General features: G+C 67.3%; 17 protein-coding genes, 1 tRNA gene and 1 other RNA gene. 9 read left to right on the forward strand and 10 right to left on the reverse strand.

Annotated elements, in window-relative coordinates; all coding sequences use genetic code 11:
* Positions 1–321: 321 nt before the first annotated feature.
* The 4 genes from ctrA (at position 322) to BJP32_RS09205 (ending at position 5,573) form a co-directional block, all read left to right on the forward strand.
* Positions 322–1,023 carry a response regulator transcription factor CtrA gene (gene ctrA / locus BJP32_RS09190; protein WP_003165857.1) on the forward strand — a complete coding sequence of 234 codons (702 nt, stop codon included), beginning with the start codon at positions 322–324 and terminating at the stop codon, positions 1,021–1,023.
* Between the two features lie 235 nt (positions 1,024–1,258).
* The gene (ppdK, locus tag BJP32_RS09195) at positions 1,259–3,949 is read left to right on the forward strand and encodes a pyruvate, phosphate dikinase (protein ID WP_076223746.1); all 2,691 of its coding nucleotides are present in this window, start codon (positions 1,259–1,261) and stop codon (positions 3,947–3,949) included.
* A gap of 352 nt (positions 3,950–4,301) precedes the next feature.
* Entirely contained in the window at positions 4,302–4,835 is a 534-nt protein-coding gene (locus BJP32_RS09200) for a porin family protein (RefSeq protein ID WP_003165856.1), read from the forward strand.
* Between the two features lie 210 nt (positions 4,836–5,045).
* Complete coding sequence (locus BJP32_RS09205; RefSeq protein WP_046653142.1) at positions 5,046–5,573, forward strand: porin family protein; 528 nt, start codon at positions 5,046–5,048, stop codon at positions 5,571–5,573.
* A gap of 75 nt (positions 5,574–5,648) precedes the next feature.
* On the opposite strand, the gene BJP32_RS09210 is transcribed toward BJP32_RS09205, so the two are convergent.
* The 9 genes from BJP32_RS09210 to BJP32_RS09250 form a co-directional block, all read right to left on the reverse strand.
* Complete coding sequence (locus BJP32_RS09210) at positions 5,649–5,915, reverse strand: hypothetical protein (protein WP_003165854.1); 267 nt, start codon at positions 5,913–5,915, stop codon at positions 5,649–5,651.
* A gap of 98 nt (positions 5,916–6,013) precedes the next feature.
* Positions 6,014–7,159: a beta-ketoacyl-ACP synthase III gene (locus BJP32_RS09215; protein ID WP_046653144.1), complete on the reverse strand. Its 1,146-nt coding sequence runs from the start codon at positions 7,157–7,159 to the stop codon at positions 6,014–6,016.
* A gap of 149 nt (positions 7,160–7,308) precedes the next feature.
* A complete protein-coding gene (locus tag BJP32_RS09220) occupies positions 7,309–9,372 on the reverse strand; it encodes a capsular polysaccharide biosynthesis protein (RefSeq protein WP_233126788.1) in 2,064 nt (687 codons plus the stop codon).
* Positions 9,373–9,544: 172 nt separating this feature from the next.
* The gene (locus tag BJP32_RS09225; RefSeq protein WP_076223750.1) at positions 9,545–10,363 is read right to left on the reverse strand and encodes a CoA ester lyase; all 819 of its coding nucleotides are present in this window, start codon (positions 10,361–10,363) and stop codon (positions 9,545–9,547) included.
* The gene (locus BJP32_RS09230; RefSeq protein ID WP_076223751.1) at positions 10,363–11,040 is read right to left on the reverse strand and encodes an SDR family NAD(P)-dependent oxidoreductase; all 678 of its coding nucleotides are present in this window, start codon (positions 11,038–11,040) and stop codon (positions 10,363–10,365) included. Before BJP32_RS09230 ends, BJP32_RS09225 begins: the two co-directional genes overlap by 1 nt.
* A gap of 63 nt (positions 11,041–11,103) precedes the next feature.
* Complete coding sequence (locus BJP32_RS09235) at positions 11,104–12,000, reverse strand: ROK family protein (protein WP_040346019.1); 897 nt, start codon at positions 11,998–12,000, stop codon at positions 11,104–11,106.
* A complete protein-coding gene (locus tag BJP32_RS09240) occupies positions 11,997–12,491 on the reverse strand; it encodes a GAF domain-containing protein (protein WP_040346014.1) in 495 nt (164 codons plus the stop codon). Before BJP32_RS09240 ends, BJP32_RS09235 begins: the two co-directional genes overlap by 4 nt.
* Positions 12,492–12,511: 20 nt before the next feature.
* Positions 12,512–13,267 carry a hypothetical protein gene (locus BJP32_RS09245; RefSeq protein WP_076223753.1) on the reverse strand — a complete coding sequence of 252 codons (756 nt, stop codon included), beginning with the start codon at positions 13,265–13,267 and terminating at the stop codon, positions 12,512–12,514.
* 36 nt (positions 13,268–13,303) lie between these two features.
* A tRNA-Ile gene (locus BJP32_RS09250) sits at positions 13,304–13,379 on the reverse strand.
* A gap of 189 nt (positions 13,380–13,568) precedes the next feature.
* On the opposite strand from BJP32_RS09250, the gene BJP32_RS09255 reads away from it, so the two are divergent.
* The 5 genes from BJP32_RS09255 (at position 13,569) to rnpB (ending at position 17,965) form a co-directional block, all read left to right on the forward strand.
* Positions 13,569–14,339 (forward strand): SIMPL domain-containing protein, encoded by a 771-nt coding sequence (locus BJP32_RS09255; protein ID WP_076223754.1) that lies wholly within the window; start codon positions 13,569–13,571, stop codon positions 14,337–14,339.
* Positions 14,340–14,490: 151 nt separating this feature from the next.
* On the forward strand, positions 14,491–16,290 hold the full coding sequence (sppA, locus tag BJP32_RS09260) for a signal peptide peptidase SppA (RefSeq protein WP_040345990.1): 1,800 nt from the start codon (positions 14,491–14,493) through the stop codon (positions 16,288–16,290).
* A 121-nt stretch (positions 16,291–16,411) separates the two neighbouring features.
* Positions 16,412–16,735 carry a hypothetical protein gene (locus BJP32_RS09265; protein ID WP_040345987.1) on the forward strand — a complete coding sequence of 108 codons (324 nt, stop codon included), beginning with the start codon at positions 16,412–16,414 and terminating at the stop codon, positions 16,733–16,735.
* Between the two features lie 10 nt (positions 16,736–16,745).
* The gene (locus BJP32_RS09270) at positions 16,746–17,507 is read left to right on the forward strand and encodes an N-acetylmuramoyl-L-alanine amidase (protein ID WP_003165841.1); all 762 of its coding nucleotides are present in this window, start codon (positions 16,746–16,748) and stop codon (positions 17,505–17,507) included.
* A 79-nt stretch (positions 17,508–17,586) separates the two neighbouring features.
* Positions 17,587–17,965: RNase P RNA component class A (gene rnpB / locus BJP32_RS09275), an RNA gene on the forward strand.
* A gap of 151 nt (positions 17,966–18,116) precedes the next feature.
* Here the strand turns inward: rnpB and BJP32_RS17670 are convergent.
* A partial coding sequence (locus BJP32_RS17670; protein ID WP_233126789.1) for a hypothetical protein occupies positions 18,117–18,312 on the reverse strand: 196 nt, incomplete at its 5' end.

The following is an 18,312-nucleotide window of genomic DNA, read 5'->3' on the forward strand; positions in this document are numbered from 1 at the left end:
CGGCGACCGAGGTAGGAATGTTATCCTATCAAGCGTCAGAAACGGTCGCTTCCCCAGGCGGGGTCCGGCATCGGCGGGGGCGGTTGTGCACGTCCCCTGTGGAAGACGCGCCAGACGTCAACAGGGGAATGAGGGGGCGGCGCCAAATAAATTAACGAATCCTTGACTCAGGACTCTGGACGGCGATTCGCAAATCACCTTAGGCGTTTCATATCGGGATGCGTTAACCCTTCTTAAGGTTTTGGCCCGTTAACGTTGGAACAAGGTTACCTGGCCGCCGCTCCCGCGCGGCTATCCCAAGTTTTGCCTGGAGGGGCAAGAATGCGCGTCCTGCTGATCGAAGACGACCACGCGACAGCCCAAAGCATTGAGCTGATGCTCAAGTCGGAAGGCTTTAACGTCTATACGACCGACCTGGGTGAGGAAGGCATCGATCTGGGCAAGATCTATGACTACGACCTCATTCTGCTGGACCTGAACCTGCCGGACATGAGCGGGCTTGAGGTTCTGCGCCAGCTGCGCAACGGCAAGATCAATACGCCGGTGATGATCCTCTCGGGCAGCCATGAGATCGACACCAAGGTCAAGACCTTCGGCGGCGGCGCCGACGACTATCTGACCAAGCCCTTCCACAAGGACGAGCTGATCGCGCGCACCCACGCCGTGGTCCGCCGCTCCAAGGGCCACGCCCAGGCCATCATTCATACCGGCGAGATCGCGGTGAACCTGGACGCCAAGACCGTCGAAGTGAACGGCCACCGCGTGCATCTGACCGGCAAGGAATATCAGATGCTGGAGCTGCTCTCCCTGCGCAAGGGCACGACCCTGACCAAGGAAATGTTCCTGAACCACCTGTACGGCGGCATGGACGAGCCGGAACTGAAGATCATCGACGTCTTCATCTGCAAGCTGCGCAAGAAGCTGGCGACGGCCGCCGGCGGCAAGCACTACATCGAGACCGTCTGGGGCCGCGGCTATGTCCTGCGCGACCCGGCCGAAGGCGCGATCACCGTCGCCGCCTGAACGGATCCGGCCTGAGCCTCCACTCAGGATTGAACGAATGCAAACGCCCGTCGGGAAACCGGCGGGCGTTTTCCTTTGTCCGCTCCATGGTTTGGGGCTGAAGACGATGGCGAGCGGATACATCCTCTCACGGATTGTTACGCCTACGGCCTCGCCTTCGCAGGTGCAGCGCGCTAGTGAAACCCCGCATAAGGCGGGACTCAGTCTCGCGAGACCACGGTTCAGGAACTACGAAATGACCAAGTGGGTGTATGGCTTCGGCGGCGGCTCCGCCGATGGCGACGCGTCGATGAAGAACCTTCTCGGCGGCAAGGGCGCGAACCTGGCCGAGATGTCGTCCCTCGGCCTGCCGGTGCCGCCCGGCTTCACCATCACCACCGAGGTCTGCACCTGGTATTACGCCAATCAGGAAACCTATCCGTCCGACCTGACCGATCAGGTCAAGGCCGCCCTGGCCCACGTCGAGGGCGTGGTGGGCAAGACCTTCGGCGACGCCGCCAACCCCCTGCTGGTGTCGGTGCGCTCGGGCGCCCGCGCCTCCATGCCGGGCATGATGGACACCGTCCTGAACCTGGGCCTGAACGATGAGACGGTCGAGGGTCTGGCCAAGCTGTCGGGCGACCGTCGCTTCGCCTTCGATTCCTATCGCCGCTTCATCACCATGTACTCCAACGTGGTGCTGGGTCTGGGCCACGACTATTTCGAAGAGGTGCTGGACGACCACAAGGATCGTCTGGGCGTCTCGGTCGACACCGAACTGACCGCCGAGAACTGGGAGAAGGTGGTCGCGGACTACAAGGCCCTGGTCGAGCGCGAACTGGGCAAGCCCTTCCCGCAGGATCCGCAGGCCCAGCTGTGGGGCGCCGTCGGCGCCGTGTTCGAAAGCTGGATGAACGACCGGGCGAAATTCTATCGCCGCATGCACGACATCCCCGAAAGCTGGGGCACGGCCGTCAACGTCCAGTCGATGGTGTTCGGCAACATGGGCGAGACCTCGGCCACGGGCGTCGCCTTCACCCGCAACCCCTCGACCGGCGAGAACAAGCTGTACGGCGAGTTCCTGATCAACGCCCAGGGCGAGGACGTGGTGGCGGGCATCCGCACGCCGCAGTCCCTGACCAAGGCGGGCCGCGAGGAGATGGGCGAGACGGCGCTGTCGATGGAAGAGGCGATGCCCGAGGTCTTCACCCAGTTCGTGGACGTGGTGGGGCGGCTGGAAAGCCACTACCGCGACATGCAGGACATCGAGTTCACGGTCGAGCAGGGCCGCTTGTGGATGCTGCAGACCCGCAACGGCAAGCGCACGGCCAAGTCGGCGCTGAAGATCGCCGTTGATCTGGCCTCCGAAGGCGTCATCTCTCAGGATGAGGCCGTCAGCCGCGTCGAACCGGCGGCGCTGGACCAATTGCTGCACCCGACGCTGGACCCCAAGGCGGCGCGTACTGTCGTCGCGGCGGGCCTGCCCGCCTCGCCGGGCGCGGCGACCGGCAAGATCGTCTTCGACGCCGACGAAGCCGAGCGTCTGGGCCAGAACGGCGACGCCGTCATCCTGGTCCGCGACGAGACCTCGCCGGAAGACATTCACGGCATGCACGCGGCGCGCGGCATCGTCACGGCGCGCGGCGGCATGACCAGCCACGCAGCGGTCGTGGCGCGCGGCATGGGGCGCCCCTGTGTCTCGGGCGCGGGCGAGATCTCGATCAATGAGAAGGCCGGAACCTTCACTGCGCGCGGCCGCACCTTCAAGGCGGGCGAGGTCATCACCATCGACGGCGGCAAGGGCGAGGTGCTGGACGGCGCCGTGGCCATGATCGAGCCGGAGCTGACGGGCGACTTCCAGACCCTGATGGGCTGGGCCGACGGCATTCGTCGCCTCAAGGTCCGCGCCAACGCCGAGACCCCGCTGGACGCCCGCACCGCGCGCGGCTTCGGCGCCGAGGGCATCGGCCTGTCGCGCACCGAGCACATGTTCTTCGACGAGGCCCGCATCGCCGCCGTGCGCGAGATGATCCTGGCCGACGACGAGGCGGGCCGCCGCGTGGCCCTGGCCAAGATCGCCCCGTTCCAGAAGGCCGACTTCGTCGAGCTGTTCACCATCATGAGCGGGCTCCCCGTCACCGTGCGTCTGCTGGACCCGCCGCTGCATGAGTTCATCCCGCACACTGACGCCGACATCGACGCCCTGGCCGCCACGCAAGGCCTGGACGCCGCCAAGCTGAAGCGCCGCGCCCGCGAACTGCATGAGACCAACCCCATGCTGGGCCACCGCGGCTGCCGTCTGGGCGTGGCCTATCCGGAAATCTACGAGATGCAGGTCCGCGCCATCTTGGAGGCGGCGCTGCAGGTGAAGGCGTCCTCGGGCGTCGCCCCGATCCCGGAGATCATGCATCCGCTGGTCGCCCTGGGTCTGGAGATGAAGTATCTGCGCGAACTGACCGACCGCACGGCCAAAGCCGTCTTCGCGGACGCCGGGGACAGCGTGGACTACCTCGTCGGCACCATGGTCGAGCTGCCCCGCGCCGCCCTGCGCGCCGCCGATCTGGCCGAGCACGCCGAGTTCTTCAGCTTCGGCACCAATGACCTGACGCAGACGACCTTCGGCATCAGCCGCGACGATTCCGGCCACTTCCTGCAGGCCTATCTGGACAAGGGCATCTTCGAAACAGACCCCTTCGTCCGTCTGGACCAGAACGGCGTGGGCGACCTGATCCGCATCGCCGAGGAGCGGGGCCGTTCGGTCAAGCCCGGCATGAAGATGGGCATCTGCGGCGAACACGGCGGCGACCCGTCGTCGATCGCCTTCTGCGAGACGGTCGGCCTCGACTACGTTTCCTGCTCGCCCTACCGGGTGCCGATCGCCCGGCTGGCGGCGGCGCAGGCCGCGCTGAGCGCGCGCTCGGGCGAGGAGCGTGAAAAGGACCGCTGAGGCTACGGACGCCTCTCCCTCCCCTTCATGGGGAGGGTGGTCGCGAAGCGACCGGGTGGGGAGGGCCGGGTGATCCAGGTCTCGACCTCAGCGCTTGATTTGCCTTACCGCCCCCACCCGGCTTCGCCCTGCGGGCTCAGCCACCCTCCCCATGAAGGGGAGGGAGAATAAACGCTCGCCTTTTTCATGTCGCAAAATAGTCATCCTTGGCGGAACGCGGTGTGTGCTTCTGTTCGCACAGTCATAGACTGCTGTATCAAGCACAGGGAACGGCGCTGTGCGCTTGAGCTTTGTTTCTCCGCAAGGTGGTCAGGCCCGGCCTGTTCATCACAATAAGGAGTGATTGAAGCTCATGCGTAACGTTATTCTCGCCGCCGCCGCCCTTTCTGTATTCGCCCTGCCGGCCGCGGCCCAGGTCGTGCAGCCGGGCGGCCCCACCTACTATGGCACGCTCGGCTATTCGCAGCTGGACCATTCGGATGGGAACCTGGGCGCCGTCACCGGCCGTCTGGGCGCCAAGTTCAACCCCTATTTCGGCGTCGAGGGCGAAGGCTCGATCGGGGTGAAGGACGACGACTTCACCATCGCCGGCGCTAAGGGCAAGATCGAGCACGACTATGATCTGGCCGCCTATGCGGTCGGGACCCTGCCGGTCACGCCGAACTTCGAACTGTTCGCACGCGGCGGCTACGGCACCACGCAGATGAAGGCCGAACTGGCCGGCGTCGAGCGCAAGGCCGACGGCGAAAGCTGGAACTACGGCGTCGGCGCCAACTACTACTTCGACGGCCAGAACGGCCTGCGCGGCGACTGGACCCGTCGCGACTTCACCGACGACGGCGGCGAAGTGGACGTCTACTCGGTCAACTACGTCCGTCGTTTCTGATCCGATTCCCGGCGGATCGGTTGGGCGCGCTTCCCGGCGGAGCGCGCCCTTCTTTTGCGTCATTTAGGTAACGGCGTGTGTGTCTTTTGCGTAACTCATGTCGTGTTTGGTCGCTTCGCCTATGGAACGAGTGTGGCGACGCAACCATTTAAGATTCGTTGGATGGGGCATGTGATCACAGAAGTCACATCATCTAAGGAGTATGAAATAATGCGTAACGTTCTTCTCGCCGCCGCCGCTATGTCTGTTCTCGCCGCTCCGGCGTTTGCTCAATCGAACCCTGAGCCGCGTGGCTATGGTTCGCTGGGTTACACGCACATGGAAGGCGATACGGCCCAGACCGGCGCCGTATCCGGCCGCCTGGGCGTCAACCTGAACCGCTACCTGGCCGTGGAGACCGAGGTCGGCGTGGGGGTCAAGGACAAGGACATCACCGTCGCCGGCGTCGACGGTCAGATCAAGCACGAGTGGGACGCGGCCGGCTATGTCGTCGGCAAGTATCCCGTCGGCGACAAGCTGGAGCTGTTCGCCCGCGGCGGCTACGGCCACACGGAGCTGAAGCAGGAGCTGGCCGGCTCTGAGAGCAAGGTCGGCGGCGACAGCTGGAACTACGGCGTCGGCGCCAACTACTACCTGGACGGCGTCAACGGCGTCCGCGCCGACTGGACCCGCCGCGACTTCCGCGACGATCGCGGCGAGGCTGACGCCTATTCGGTCAGCTACATCCGACGCTTCTAAGCGCGGATGGTCTGAAATGACGAAGGCCCGCTCCAGTCGGAGCGGGCCTTTTTCGTTGGTCGATTTTTTAGGCGGTCAGGCGACGCCCGGCGCCAGGGCCCAGCGCAGCGACCCCTCGCCGAAGGGGCGGATGAAGAAGTCGCGATAGCGTTCGAACACCTCGATGATCTTCATTTTGAGGTCTTGAGTCACCGACTCGCCGCGTTGGCGTTTCAGCGCCGCGACGCAATTGATCACCATATCCTGATGGGCCGAACCGCCCATGCGTTGCAACACCGTGGCCACATCGTGCGCCAGCGGATCACTGAGTTTTTCAGCCCAAGGCGAAGCTGTCTGAGTCATTCGGGCGCCGTCCCCCCTGCTTCTCGACGCGTTACGGTTTGCAAAAATTTCCGAACAGTGCAAGCGGCGCCGGAAATATTGATTCCTGATCAGGGCGATCAGGGGCGCTTTTGCACAAAAACCGTGCCCGCAGAATAGCCTGCGCCGAAGCTGCAGATCAGGCCCGTCTCGCCCGGCGCGAAGCCGTCGTTGTGCAGGTGGAAGGCGATGATCGACCCGGCCGAAGAGGTGTTGGCGTAGTCGTCCAGGATGATGACGTTCTCGCTCGGCTCGGGCTCGCGACCCAGCACCTTCTTGCCGATCAGGGTGTTCATGTTGATGTTGGCCTGGTGCAGCCACAGGCGCTTCAGCCCGTGCGTGTCCAGGTTCAGCTCGGCGGCGTGATCCAGGATCATGGTCGACACCATCGGCACCACCTCCTTGAAGACCTTGCGGCCCTGCTGGACGAACATCTTGTCGGTCAGGCCGTCGGACGAGACCGGCTCATGCCCGTCGGTCGGCAGGGCGGCGCGGTTCAGGAAGCCGAAATTGTTGCGGATGTTGTTTGAGAAGCTGGTCTGCAGCTTGGTGCCCAGAATGTCCCAGCCGCCCGGTCCGGCCTGATCCTCGGCCTCGATGATGACGGCGGTGGCGACGTCGCCGAAGATGAAGTGGCTGTCGCGATCCTTGAAGTTCAGGTGCGCCGAGCAGATTTCCGGGTTCACCATCAGCACGGCCTTGACCGAGCCGGAGGCCACGAAGTCCGCCGCCGTCTTGATGCCGAAGGTGGCGGAACTGCACGCCACGTTCATGTCGAAGGCGAAGCCCTCGATCCCCAGAGCTTGCTGCACTTCGATGGCCATGGCGGGGTAGGGGCGCTGCATGTTCGACGCGGCGCAGATGACGGCGCCGATCTCGCTGACCGGCTTGCCCCAGGCCCTGATGGCGTCCTCAGCGGCCTTCACCGCCATTTCGGCCAGGATGGACAGTTCGTCGTCGCCGCGCGCGGGCAGGCTGGGCAGCATCCGCTCGGGGTCGAGGACGCCCGACTTGTCCATGACATAGCGCGCCTTGATGCCCGAGGCCTTCTCGATGAAGGCTTCGGACGAAGGCGTCTTGGCCTCGATCTCTCCGGCGGCGATGGCCTCGGCGTTGGCGGCGTTCCAGTCTTCGGCCCAGGCGTTGTAGGCGCCGACCAGTTCCTCGTTCGAGATCGACTGTTCCGGGGTGAACAGGCCGGTGGCGGAGATGACGGCTTTTTGCACTGTGTAGTTCCCTGACGCTCGGCGCGCGGCGCCTCGCTGCATGAGGGAACATGGAGTCCCCGGCGCTCGACAAGCCTTATGTCGGCGCCTCGCGGCGAAGTTCGGGCGCCTCGCGGGCCGGACTCAGTCCGTTGCGATGACGAACGTCCTCAATAGGCCGGGGGAGGGCTGCGGTCGAGACTGGCCTTTATGCCGCGCCACCAGCGATTGATGCGGCCGCGCGGCGGGGCGGGCAGGGGATGGTCGCGCGCGGCGATCAGGGCTTCGACCAGATCCTCGGCCTCGCACGGCCAGCCGTCCGGCGTGACATAGACCGGATAGCCGATCAGGGCGGCGTGGATGATGCTTTGCAGGCTGGCGCGACGGGTGCGGCGCTCAAACGCCAGCCGGTCGTCGGTCAGACCCCATCCGGCATAGAAGGGGCGGCCGTAGACGCTGACCGGCTTGCCCCGCATCAGGGCCTCGAACCCGGTCAGGGAGGTCAGGGTGGCCAGCCGGTCGCAGGCGTTCAGGCAGTCCACGATGTCCAGATCGTCGGCCGAGGCGTCGACCTCCTCCATCGCCGCATGGTCCAGCAGGCCGGGCCGGTTGCCCGCCGTCACGTCCGGGTGGTTGCGATAGATCAGGAAGGCGTCGGGATGATCCGCCCGCGCCGCCTTCACCAGGCCGGAGTTGGTGCGCAGGTCCGGCCCGCAGCCCATCATGATCGAGCGGTCGTTCTCGACCTGACCCACGACCAGCAGGATGGGCTTGTCGGTCGGCCAGTGGGCCGGGACGCCCGCGCCCTTTAGATTGTATTTCGACAGGCCCGCCTCGACCACCCGAACACGAAGCGCCTCGGCGCGCGCGGCCTGATCCGGCGAGGGTTCGCCCGCCTCGATCAGGCTTTCCAGACGGCTGGGCCGGGTCGGGTCGTAGTAGACGCCCTGATCGTCCAGAGCGACCGACAGGGCGCCGAAGAAGTCGGAGCCCAGGCCGCGCGAGCGGATGAAGCCGTCCTCCATCCGCACGACCGGCCCCTCGAAGACGTCGGCGGCGGCGCGGATCTGCGGCGTCTCCTTGCCGGCCCACCAGATCAGCTTGCCGCCCGTCGCCCGCGCATGGGCGACGGCGGCGGGGGAGCGCCAGAAATAGCGGACGCGGCCCTTGGGCGAGTTCAGCAGACGGCGCACCGGCGGCCGCTTGGCCGGGGCGAAGCCGACGGCCGCCCAGTCCCCCGCCAGCCGGTCGGCCCGGTCGCGCAGGGCGATCAGCCGTTCCAGCGCCTGTCCAGCCTCGCACCGCTGGCCGGTGACGGGATCGACATAGCGGGTGTAGGCGATCAGGGCTGCCGCCGCGATCTGCTCCAGATCGCGCGCTGCGCCGCGCCGTCCGGTCTGCACCGCATCGGTCGTCAGCCCCCAGCCTGAATAGAAGGGCGCGCCGAAGCAGCGCACCGGCAGGCCGCGCAACAGGGCCTCGAACCCCAGCGCCGATGTCACGACATAGACCGCATCCACCGCCGCCAGCAGATCGGCGGGCCGCACGTCCGTGTCGATCAGGGTGACGCCCTGAAGCTGATCCGCCGGGATGCAGCCCTGCTTGCGCCCTGCGGCCACGGCGGGGTGGCGCTTGACGATCAGCTGGGCGTCCGGCTCGTCCCGTCGGGCTGTCGCCAGCATGTCGGAGAAGCTGGCCTCGGTCGCCAGTCCATAGCCGATGGAGGCGTCGCCGAAGGTCTGGTCCACGATCAGCACCCGGCGGCCGGGCTTGAGCAGGCTTGCGTCCAGCGGCCCGCCCATATTGGTCTTGGACAGGCCGGAGGCGACGATGCGGTCGATCAGGCCCCGCGCGCGGGCCTTCATAGCGGCGTCGCACCAGTCGGGCGCGGTCTGGATCAGATGCTCCAGCCGACTGGGTCGGGTGGCGTCGTAATAGACGCCCAGATCGTCGACGATCAGGCTGAGGCTGGTCGCTCCGCTCTCGCCGATGCCGACCGAGCGCAGGAAGCCGTCCTCCAGCGCGATGTAGGGTTTGTCGTGCTTCGCCGCCCAGCGTCGGCCCGCCTCTGCCGTCGGCTTCATGCCCCAGCCGAGGACGGCCTCGATCGACGATCCCGGCAGGGCGGACAGGTCGTAATCGGGCAGGAAGGCGGAGAGGAACGGCACCTTCAACACCCCCGGCGCACAGACCCAGGCGCGGGTTTTCGACGAGGGCGGAAGCGGTGCGGTCATGGGATGGTGTCTACGGTTTGTAGAGTCAGGGCGCCACCCCATGCTTCCTTCTCCCCTTGTGGGAGAAGGTGGGCGAGCGGAGCGAGGTCGGATGAGGGGTCTCTCAACCGACGGTGAAACCCCTCATCCGTCGGCCTTCGGCCGCCACCTTCTCCCACAAGGGGAGAAGGGATTACAGCGCCGCCAGCAAATCCTGCGCCTGTTGCAGATGCAGCCCCTCCACCATCTCGCCCTCGACGCGGATGACGCCCAGACCGGCGGCTTCGGGCGCGGCGAAGGCGGCGACGATCTTGCGCGCCCATTCGATCTCGTCGGGCGACGGGCCGAACGCCGCGTTCGCCCCCTCAATTTGCGACGGATGGATCAGGCTCTTGCCGTCGAAACCATACAGCCTGCCTTGCACACACTCCGCCGCGAAGCCCGTCTCGTCCTTGATGCGGTTGAACACGCCGTCGATGACGCTCAGGCCGTTGGCGCGGGCGTGGGCCACGATCGCCGCCAGCCACGGCTTCAGCGGCTCCCGGTCGGGCGCGGCGCCGGTCTTCATATCCTTGGCCAGGTCGTTGACGCCAAGCATCAGGCCGCTCAGGGCCCCGTCCGCCCCGGCGATGTCGCGCAGGTCCACAAGGGCGCGCGGCGTCTCGATCATTGCCCACAGGTCTACGCCGGGACGCAGCGCCGCCGACAGGGCGTGAACCATGGCCGCGCTCTCGACCTTGGGCGCGACGATCAGTTCGACCGGCGCCGCGCGCAAGGCCTTCAGGTCGTCGGCGCCCCACGGCGTGTCCAGACCGTTGATCCGCACGCCCAGGCGCGGGCCGAAGCCGCCTTCTTGAGTCGCCGCGACGGCGGCCGCGCGAGCCTCAGTCTTCATTTCGGGCGCGACGGCGTCCTCCAGATCCAGCACCGCCACGTCGCACGGCAGGGTGCGCGCCTTCTCGATCGCTCGAGCGTTCGAGGCGGGCAGGTAGAGGACGCTGCGCGCGCGCATCAGATCTTGCCCGTGACGGGGATCAGGGCGCCCGTCACGGCCCGCGCCTCGGGCGAGGCCAGGAACAGGATGACGGCGGCCAGATCGGCGGGCGCGACCCATTTGGCCGGATCGGCGTCGGGCATGTCGGCGCGGTTGGTCGCCGTGTCGATGATGGAGGGCAGGACGGCGTTGACCGTCACCGAGGTCGACTTCAGTTCTTCGGCCAGCGCCTCGGTCAGGCGGTGGACCCCGGCCTTGGAGGCGGCGTAGGCGCCCATGCCGTGCCCGGCCTTGATCGCGCCGTTGGCGCCGACGTTGACGATGCGGCCCTCGGCTGAGGCCTTCAGATGGGGCAGGGCGGCGCGGCTGGCGTTCAGCGTCGTCTTGACGTTGAGGGCGTGCATCCGGTCGAATTCGTCGCCGTCGCCCTCCACCGGGCTCCAGACGAAGCCGCCGGCGATGTTCAGCAGGGCGTCCAGACGGCCGAAGCGGGCGACCACGGCCTCAATCGCGGCCTTGGCCTGGGCCGCGTCGGTCAGGTCGACGCCGCCGACCTCCAGCACGCCGTCAGGGACGACGTGGCCGCTGGCGTGATCGATGACGGCGACGGTCCAGCCGGCGGCCTGCGCGGCCTCGACCACGGCCCGCCCCAGGGCGCCGTGCCCGCCGGTGATTGCTGCAACCCGTTCGCCCATCGTCTCGCTCCTGAATGGTTCGGCGCGGACCATAGCGTCGCGCGTCGCGGGATCAATCGGCGATCAGGCGTCCCACAGCCGCGCGGCGCCGCGCACGCCCGAGGAATCGCCCCATCTGGCCGGAACGATCCGCCCCTCCCAGCTGTCGGAGAAGACGTAGCGCGCCACGATGTCAGGCAGGCGGTCGTAAAGCTCGACCACGTTCGACATGCCGCCGCCCAGCACGAAGACCTCCGGGTCGGTCAGGTTGACGATCATGGCCAGGCCTCGTCCCAGCCGGTCGATGTAGCGGTCCAGCGCCGCAGCGGCCTGGGCGTCGCCTGCACGCGCCGCGTCCACGATCGCCTGCGCCGTCCATGCCCGCCCGGCCGCGGCTTCATGATCGCGCTGGAAGCCCGTGCCGGAAATCCAGGTCTCGAGACAGCCGCTCAGGCCGCACCAGCAGGCGGGGCCGGGCGCCTCCTCCGCCGAGGGCCACGGCAGGGAGATGTGGCCGATCTCGGCGGCGACGGCGTGCGCCCCCTCGACCAGCTTGCCGTCGATGACCAGCCCGCCGCCGCAGCCGGTGCCCAGGATAACGCCGAACAGGCTGGCGGCGCTCGCGCCTGCGCCGTCGGCGGCCTCGGACAGGGCCAGGCAGTTGGCGTCGTTGGCCAGCCGCACTGGGCGGTTCAGCGCAGCCTGCAGATCGTCGGCCAGAGGGCGGTCGTTCAGATAGGTGGAGTTGGCGTTGCGGATCAGCCCGGTGCGCGGCGAGGGCGAGCCGGGAATGGCCAGGCCGATCGATCGCGCCGGTCCGGCCTCGGCCTCGACTCGCGCGATCAGGTCGGCGACGAGGTTGAGGGCGGCGTCATAGGTTCCGGGATTCGGCTCGCGGATTCGCGCGGCGAAGGCCCCGGACGCATCCAGCGCCGCCGCCTCGATCTTGGTGCCGCCGAAGTCGACGCCGATCCGCATCAGGCGCCGAACACCTTGGCCATCAGCCGTTCCAGCGCCGCCGCATCCACAGCGTCGAAGGCGGCCGTCTCGGTCGCGTCCACGTCCAGCACGGCGATCAACCCGCCCGCCGCGTCCAGCACCGGAACCACGATCTCGCTGGCCGAGCGGCTGTCGCAGGCGATGTGGCCGGGGAAGGCGTGGACGTCCTCGACCACCTGGGTTTCGCGCGTCCTGGCCGCCGCGCCGCAGACGCCGCGCCCGAACGGAATGCGCAGGCAGCCCAGCGTGCCCTGATACGGACCGACGACCAGTTCATCGCCCTTGGCCGCGTCCACGACGTAGAAGCCGGTCCAGAAGAAGACGGGGAAGGCGTCCGCCAGCATCGACGCGACCGTCGCCATGCGCGCCGTCAGGTTCGGTTCGCCGTCCAGAACGGCCAGGATCTCGGCCTCGACCTCGGCGTAGCGTTCAGCCTTGTCGGCGGGGCGGTCGTCACGGGCGACGTAGGACATCAGGTGGGGCTCAACGCAATCTAGGGAACGGTATAGTCGCCGCAGTCAGGCAGGGGCGCGTCGGGAACATAGGCGTTCGCCGCCGGATCGAAAGTGAAGACGCGGTGCACGGAGCATTTGGCGTCGACGACCTTGACCAGATCCTTCGGCTTCAGCGGCGGCTTAGCGAGGGAGTCCTCATTGCGCGACACCCGGCCGGGGAAGGTGGTCGCGGTGGAGGCGTAGGTCAGGCGCGGCGGGAAGGCGTCGCCCTCGGCCTTCAGCTCGGCGGCGAACTCATATTCGTCGTGGCAGGCGCCGGCGCGTTGCTTCATGTCCTCTTCGCCGAAGCAGGCGCGGATCATCAGCGACCCGAACATGGGAACGGTCAGCATCTCCTGCGGCGCCGCGCCCGGCGTGAACCGCACCAGCGTCCGATAGGACGACATGCCCCCGCCGCCCGAATACATGGCCTGCAGCTCCATGTCGGCGCCGAGGATGACGTCGTCGCTTTCCGCGCGACGCAAGATGGCGCTCGGTCTCCAGAAGCCTTCCGAGTTCTCGCTCTCGATGAGGTGTGAGGCCACGGGCGCCCGGCCGCCGGGCAGGCCGTCATAGACGCGCAGCACCTGGCGCTCCTGGGTCTCGTCCGTCTCGATCAGGGCGCACCAGCGGCGATCGACGGTGCAGGCCGGGATGGCCTCGCCCTGAGCGGATGCCGGAAGCGGCTCCAGAGCCTCGAAGGCGGGCTCCGGGGAAACGGAGGCCAGAAGGGCGGCGAGGAGAAGGGCGGTCATGACGCGTCCTTGTATGGAGATGAAGGCGTTCGGATTTGGTAGGCCCGGAGGGACTCGAACCCCCAACCAGACCGTTATGAGCGGTCGGCTCTAACCATTGAGCTACGGGCCCCCGAAGCACAGCAAGGGGTGCCTAGCAGGCGGGGCGTCGGCTGCAAAGCCGCCTTGGACCTGTCACGCTTTTCACGCCGATGAACGGAACCTGCACAGGGGTCTTTTGCGTTCGTTCAGCTTGAAACGGTCAAGTTAGGCCGTGGCTGGCGAACACGCCCGCCCAAATGAATTCGACGGAGACCTCGTAATGACCCGCACCGCACGCGCCCTGATGCTGGGCACGGCCCTGATGACCTTGGCGGCGCCGGCCGTCGCGTCTGCCGCTTCTGGCGCCCAATCCCAGCCCGGCGGCGCTTCCCCCATGCAGGTGCACGCCATGGCTCAACAACCCGCCCTGAACCTGTCGGCCTATGGCGAGGTCAAGGTCGCGCCGGATCAGGCCACGATCAACTTCGGCGTGGTGACCGAGGCCCCGACGGCTCAGGAGGCCATGGCCCAGAACGCCCAGCAGATGACCCGCGTCGTCGCCGCCCTGCGCCGCGCCGGGATCGCCGAGCGCGACATTCAGACCTCGGGGCTGAACCTGTCGGCCCAATACGACTATCAGCAGAACGAACCGCCCCGCTTGCGCGGCTATCAGGCCGCGAACCGCGTCACGGTGACGATCAACGACCTGAGCAAGGTCGGGACGACCGCTGACGCCGTGGTCACGGCAGGCGTCAATCAGATCGACGGCATCAGCTTCGGCCTGAAGGATCCGAAGGCGGCCGAGGACCAGGCCCGCGTGCTGGCCGTGCGCGCCCTGCAGGACAAGGCGCGCCTGTACGCCCAGGCCCTGGGCGTCGACCTGGGGCCGGTGCGTTCCCTGACCGAGGGCGGGGGCTATGCGCCGCAGCCGCGTCCTGAGGTCATGTACGCCCGCGTCGCCATGGACGCGGGCGGCGCCTCGACCCCGGTTTCAGCGGGCGAGCTGACGGTTCGCATCGATATCAGCGGAACCTACGACATCGGCCGCTGATCGCGACCTTGCGATGAAGGAGGGGGCTCGCCGGCGACGGCGGGCCCCTTTTTCATGAGTTTATTACCGTCCGTTCATTTGACGCGCCGGGCTCGGCCTCTATCCTCACGCTTGGCCGCCTCTGGCCGCGATCCTGGACGTCCGCCTTTCCATGAAGCAGTTCTTCCTCACCATGCTGGGCGTCTTCGCCGGGCTTGTGGCCTTCTTCGTCGTTCTGCCCGTGGTGGCGCTGATCTTCTTCGCCATGGCGGCCGGGGCCTCCAAGCCGACCACGCCCGCCCATACGGTGCTGGAGCTGGATCTGCGCAGCGGCCTGACGGATCAGACGCCGGTCAATCCCTTTGCGTCCTTCGGCGGCTCCAGCCTGTCGGTGGTTCAGGTCGTGGACGTGCTGGCTCAGGCGGCGGCCGACGACAACGTCAAGGTGTTGCTGGTGCGCGCGCCTGAAGTCGGGATGACGCCCGCCTCGGCCGACGAAGTGCGCCAGGCGATCGCTCGCTTCCGCGCCTCGGGCAAGACGGTGATCGCTCACAGCCAGGGCTTTGCGCCGATCGGCGCCGTGACGTCCAGCTATATGGTCGCCGCCAGCGCGGATCAGCTGTGGCTGCAGAACACGGCGAACTTCCAGGCGACGGGTCTGGCTGTCGACAGCGTCTTCCTGGGCCGCGCCTTCCAGAAGTACGGCGTCAAGGCCGACTTCGAGCAGCGGTATGAGTACAAGAACGCCGTCAACGAATTCACGCAGAGCGACTTCACCGCTCCGCACCGCGAGGCCATGGTCGCCTGGATGGGCTCCATCTACGACAGCGCCATCGCCAATATCGCCCGCGACCGCAAGACCACGCCCGAGGCCCTGAAGGCCGTGATCGAGGCCGGCCCCTATCCGGCGGAGCAGGCCCTGTCGCTGAAGCTGGTCGACAAGATCGGCCAGGTCGAAGAAGCCGAGGCCGCCGCCAAGACCAAGGCGGGCAAGAACGCCAAGATCGTCAAATTCGGCGAATACGCCTCGCTGAAGGGAACGCGTAACACCTCAGGCTCCGGCTCGGCCAAGTCGGCCATCGCCATCGTGGGCGGCGAGGGCGCCATCATGACCGGCCGCGGCGACAACGACTCGCCCTTCGGCGGCGGGACCAGCATCCGCTCGGACGACACGGCCAAGGCCATCTATGAGGCCATCGAGGACAAGGACGTGAAGGCCATCGTCTTCCGCGTCTCCTCGCCGGGCGGTTCTCCGGAAGCGTCTGAACAGGTTCTGGCCGCCGTGCGTGCGGCCAAGGCGGCGGGCAAGCCGGTGGTGGTGTCGATGGGCGCCTACGCCGCGTCCGGCGGCTACTGGATCAGTTCGGAAGCCGACTGGATCGTGGCCCAACCCTCGACCCTGACCGGCTCGATCGGCGTCTTCGGCGGCAAGTTCGTCCTGGCCGACGCCCTGGGCCGCTTCGGCGTCGACATGCGCGGCCTGTCGGTCGGCGGCGACTACGCCGACGCCTTCTCCACGACGCAGAGCTTCGATCAGGGGCAGCGCGCCGCCTTCGCCGCCTCGATGGACCGCATCTACGAAGAGTTCGTGGCCCGTGTGGCCAAGGGCCGCAAGATGCCGGTCGAGCGCGTGCGTGAGATCGCCAAGGGCCGTGTCTGGACCGGCGCTCAGGCGCACGGCCTGGGTCTGGTCGACCAGCTGGGCGGTCTGGAAGAGGCTGTCGCCAAGGCGCGTCAGCTGGCCAAAATCCCGTCGTCCGAGACGGTCCGCTTCAAGCGCTTCCCGCAACCGCAGACGCCGTGGGAGGCCCTGGCGACCGCCTTCGGCGCCTCGGGTCAGGCCGCCGAGGCCATGGTCAAGGTCGGTCAGGTGATGGGCGATCCCGCCGCCCAGGCCGTGCTGACCCGCGTCGAGGCCGATCGCATGCGCAGCCGCGGCGCGGTGGTCCTGGCGGATCAGCCGGCCTTCTGAGGCTTGACCGGGACAACAAATGTGACTGGCGCGTGATGTCGCAGTGCATTGACCGTTCAGGTCGATGGACCGACATTGCGCTTCAGGCGTTCATCAGGACGCTGAGAGAGGCTTTGAGTTCATGATCAACTCCGACCCGATGGGCCAGCTGGGCTTCAACGCGCGCCGTCGGCCCGGTTCCGGCCTGCTGGCGCCCTTCGTCTGGGTCGCGGGCCTGATCGCCACCGCACTGGCCGTGACGGTCGGCGCCCTGCTGGCCGTCTTCACCGCCGCCGCCGTGGCCATGATCGCCGTCGTCGGCGGAGTGCTGGTTTTCTTCGCCGGTTTCGCCCTGCGCGCCCGCCGCACCATGAGTGCCCGCCGTCGTCGCGACGACGGCGTCATCGACGCCAAGAAGGTCGGCGACACCTGGGTGGCCTACGGCTGGGAAAAGGAAGGGCGCTGATCGGCCCCTCATGATCGCCTTCACCGACGCGCCGTCCCCGAACTTCGACGCCCGGCGCGGCCCGCCGGACATTCTGGTGCTGCACTACACCGGCATGGAGACCGCCGAGGAGGCGATCGCGCGTCTGCGCGACTCAGAGGCCAAGGTATCGGCCCACTATGTCGTCGACGAGGACGGCTCCATCCTGCGTCTGGTGCCGGAGGAGCGCCGGGCCTGGCACGCCGGGCGCGGCGCCTGGCAGGGCGAGACCGACGTCAACGCCGCCTCCATCGGCATCGAGATCGTCAATCCGGGCCATGAGTTCGGCTATCGCCCCTTCCCCGAGCCGCAGATCGAGGCGGTGATCGCCCTGGTCGGCGACATCCGCACCCGCTGGTCCATCCCCGACGCCCGCATCATCGCCCATTCCGACCTGGCGCCCGAGCGCAAGCAGGATCCCGGCGAGCTGTTCCCGTGGAAGCGTCTGGCGGAGGCGGGACACGGCCTGTGGTTCGACCCGGCGCCGGAACGCATCGGCGCCCTGGGCGCGCCCCTGTCGCCCGGCGACGAAGGGCTGGGCGTCATCGTCCTGCGCTCGGGCCTGCACCGACTGGGCTATGGGGTGCAGCCGGGCGGGGCCTATGACGAGGAAACCCGCCTGACGGTCGAGGCCTTCCAGCGCCACTGGCGGCCCGATCGCGTCGATGGGATCGCCGACGGCGAGACGCGAGCGCGACTGGTGGGATTGCTCCAGCTGGCTTCGGTCGAGAGCGTCACCGGCGTGCTGGATTAAAAACATGACCCTCTCCCATCGGGAGAGGGGCTGTTCATCCGCATTGACCTTCCGCCCATTCGCGCGCATCTAGCGCTCGCCAGACGGCCGGGCGGTCGCGGCGGGGGCTTGCTCCTGTCGAGGAAAGTCCGGGCTCCACGGTGAAAAGGCGGCGGGTAACGCCCGCCCGGGGTGACCCGAGGGATAGCGCCACAGAAAGCAAACCGCCTGGGCTTCGGCTCAGGGAAGGGTGAAAGGGTGGGGTAAGAGCCCACCGCGTCGGCGGCAACGTCGACGGCATGGCAAGCCCCGCCTGGAGCAAGACCAAATAGGGACGTCGCGCGGGGCTCGCTCCGCAGGGCTCACCGCCCCAGGCGTCCGGGTAGGTCGCGAGAGCCGTCCAGCAATGGGCGGCCCAGAGGAATGATCGTCGCCGCTTTCGGGCGGAACAGAACCCGGCTTACAGGCCGTCTGGTGTTTATTTCAGGAACAACTGACCCTCTCCCGGCGGGAGAGGGCTTGAGCGCACGAGAGCGTCAGCGATCGTTCTTGCGCGAAAGGGTGAGGGGCTTGTCCAGTCAGTCGGCGTAAGCCGTCGTGTTGACGCTCAGCCACGGCCTTCGGCCGACTTCAGCCGCGAACCCTCACCCTTTCGCCTTGCCAATCGCTACGCTCTTGGAGGCTCAAGCCCTCTCCAATCGGGAGAGGGATGCTCATTAACCATTCCGTTGAAATCAAGGCGTTAGAACCCGTCCACAGGCTGTGAATACTCATTTTGTTCTGTGTATGTTCTGATTTTACAGTCTCCACGACGCTGATCGAACCG

Source organism: Brevundimonas sp. ZS04, assembly GCF_001956865.1.
Lineage (GTDB): Bacteria > Pseudomonadota > Alphaproteobacteria > Caulobacterales > Caulobacteraceae > Brevundimonas > Brevundimonas diminuta.

Bases quoted from the DNA above. Each gene is read 5' to 3' on its own strand.
- BJP32_RS09265 (WP_040345987.1), top strand. From the start codon at position 16,412: ATGATCAACTCCGACCCGATGGGCCAGCTGGGCTTCAACGCGCGCCGT.
- ppdK (WP_076223746.1), top strand. From the start codon at position 1,259: ATGACCAAGTGGGTGTATGGCTTCGGCGGCGGCTCCGCCGATGGCGAC.
- BJP32_RS09230 (WP_076223751.1), bottom strand. From the start codon at position 11,040: ATGGGCGAACGGGTTGCAGCAATCACCGGCGGGCACGGCGCCCTGGGG.
- BJP32_RS09205 (WP_046653142.1), top strand. From the start codon at position 5,046: ATGCGTAACGTTCTTCTCGCCGCCGCCGCTATGTCTGTTCTCGCCGCT.
- BJP32_RS09220 (WP_233126788.1), bottom strand. From the start codon at position 9,372: ATGACCGCACCGCTTCCGCCCTCGTCGAAAACCCGCGCCTGGGTCTGT.
- BJP32_RS09240 (WP_040346014.1), bottom strand. From the start codon at position 12,491: ATGTCCTACGTCGCCCGTGACGACCGCCCCGCCGACAAGGCTGAACGC.
- BJP32_RS09270 (WP_003165841.1), top strand. From the start codon at position 16,746: ATGATCGCCTTCACCGACGCGCCGTCCCCGAACTTCGACGCCCGGCGC.
- BJP32_RS09210 (WP_003165854.1), bottom strand. From the start codon at position 5,915: ATGACTCAGACAGCTTCGCCTTGGGCTGAAAAACTCAGTGATCCGCTG.
- BJP32_RS09225 (WP_076223750.1), bottom strand. From the start codon at position 10,363: ATGCGCGCGCGCAGCGTCCTCTACCTGCCCGCCTCGAACGCTCGAGCG.
- BJP32_RS09255 (WP_076223754.1), top strand. From the start codon at position 13,569: ATGACCCGCACCGCACGCGCCCTGATGCTGGGCACGGCCCTGATGACC.
- sppA (WP_040345990.1), top strand. From the start codon at position 14,491: ATGAAGCAGTTCTTCCTCACCATGCTGGGCGTCTTCGCCGGGCTTGTG.
- BJP32_RS09200 (WP_003165856.1), top strand. From the start codon at position 4,302: ATGCGTAACGTTATTCTCGCCGCCGCCGCCCTTTCTGTATTCGCCCTG.
- BJP32_RS09245 (WP_076223753.1), bottom strand. From the start codon at position 13,267: ATGACCGCCCTTCTCCTCGCCGCCCTTCTGGCCTCCGTTTCCCCGGAG.
- ctrA (WP_003165857.1), top strand. From the start codon at position 322: ATGCGCGTCCTGCTGATCGAAGACGACCACGCGACAGCCCAAAGCATT.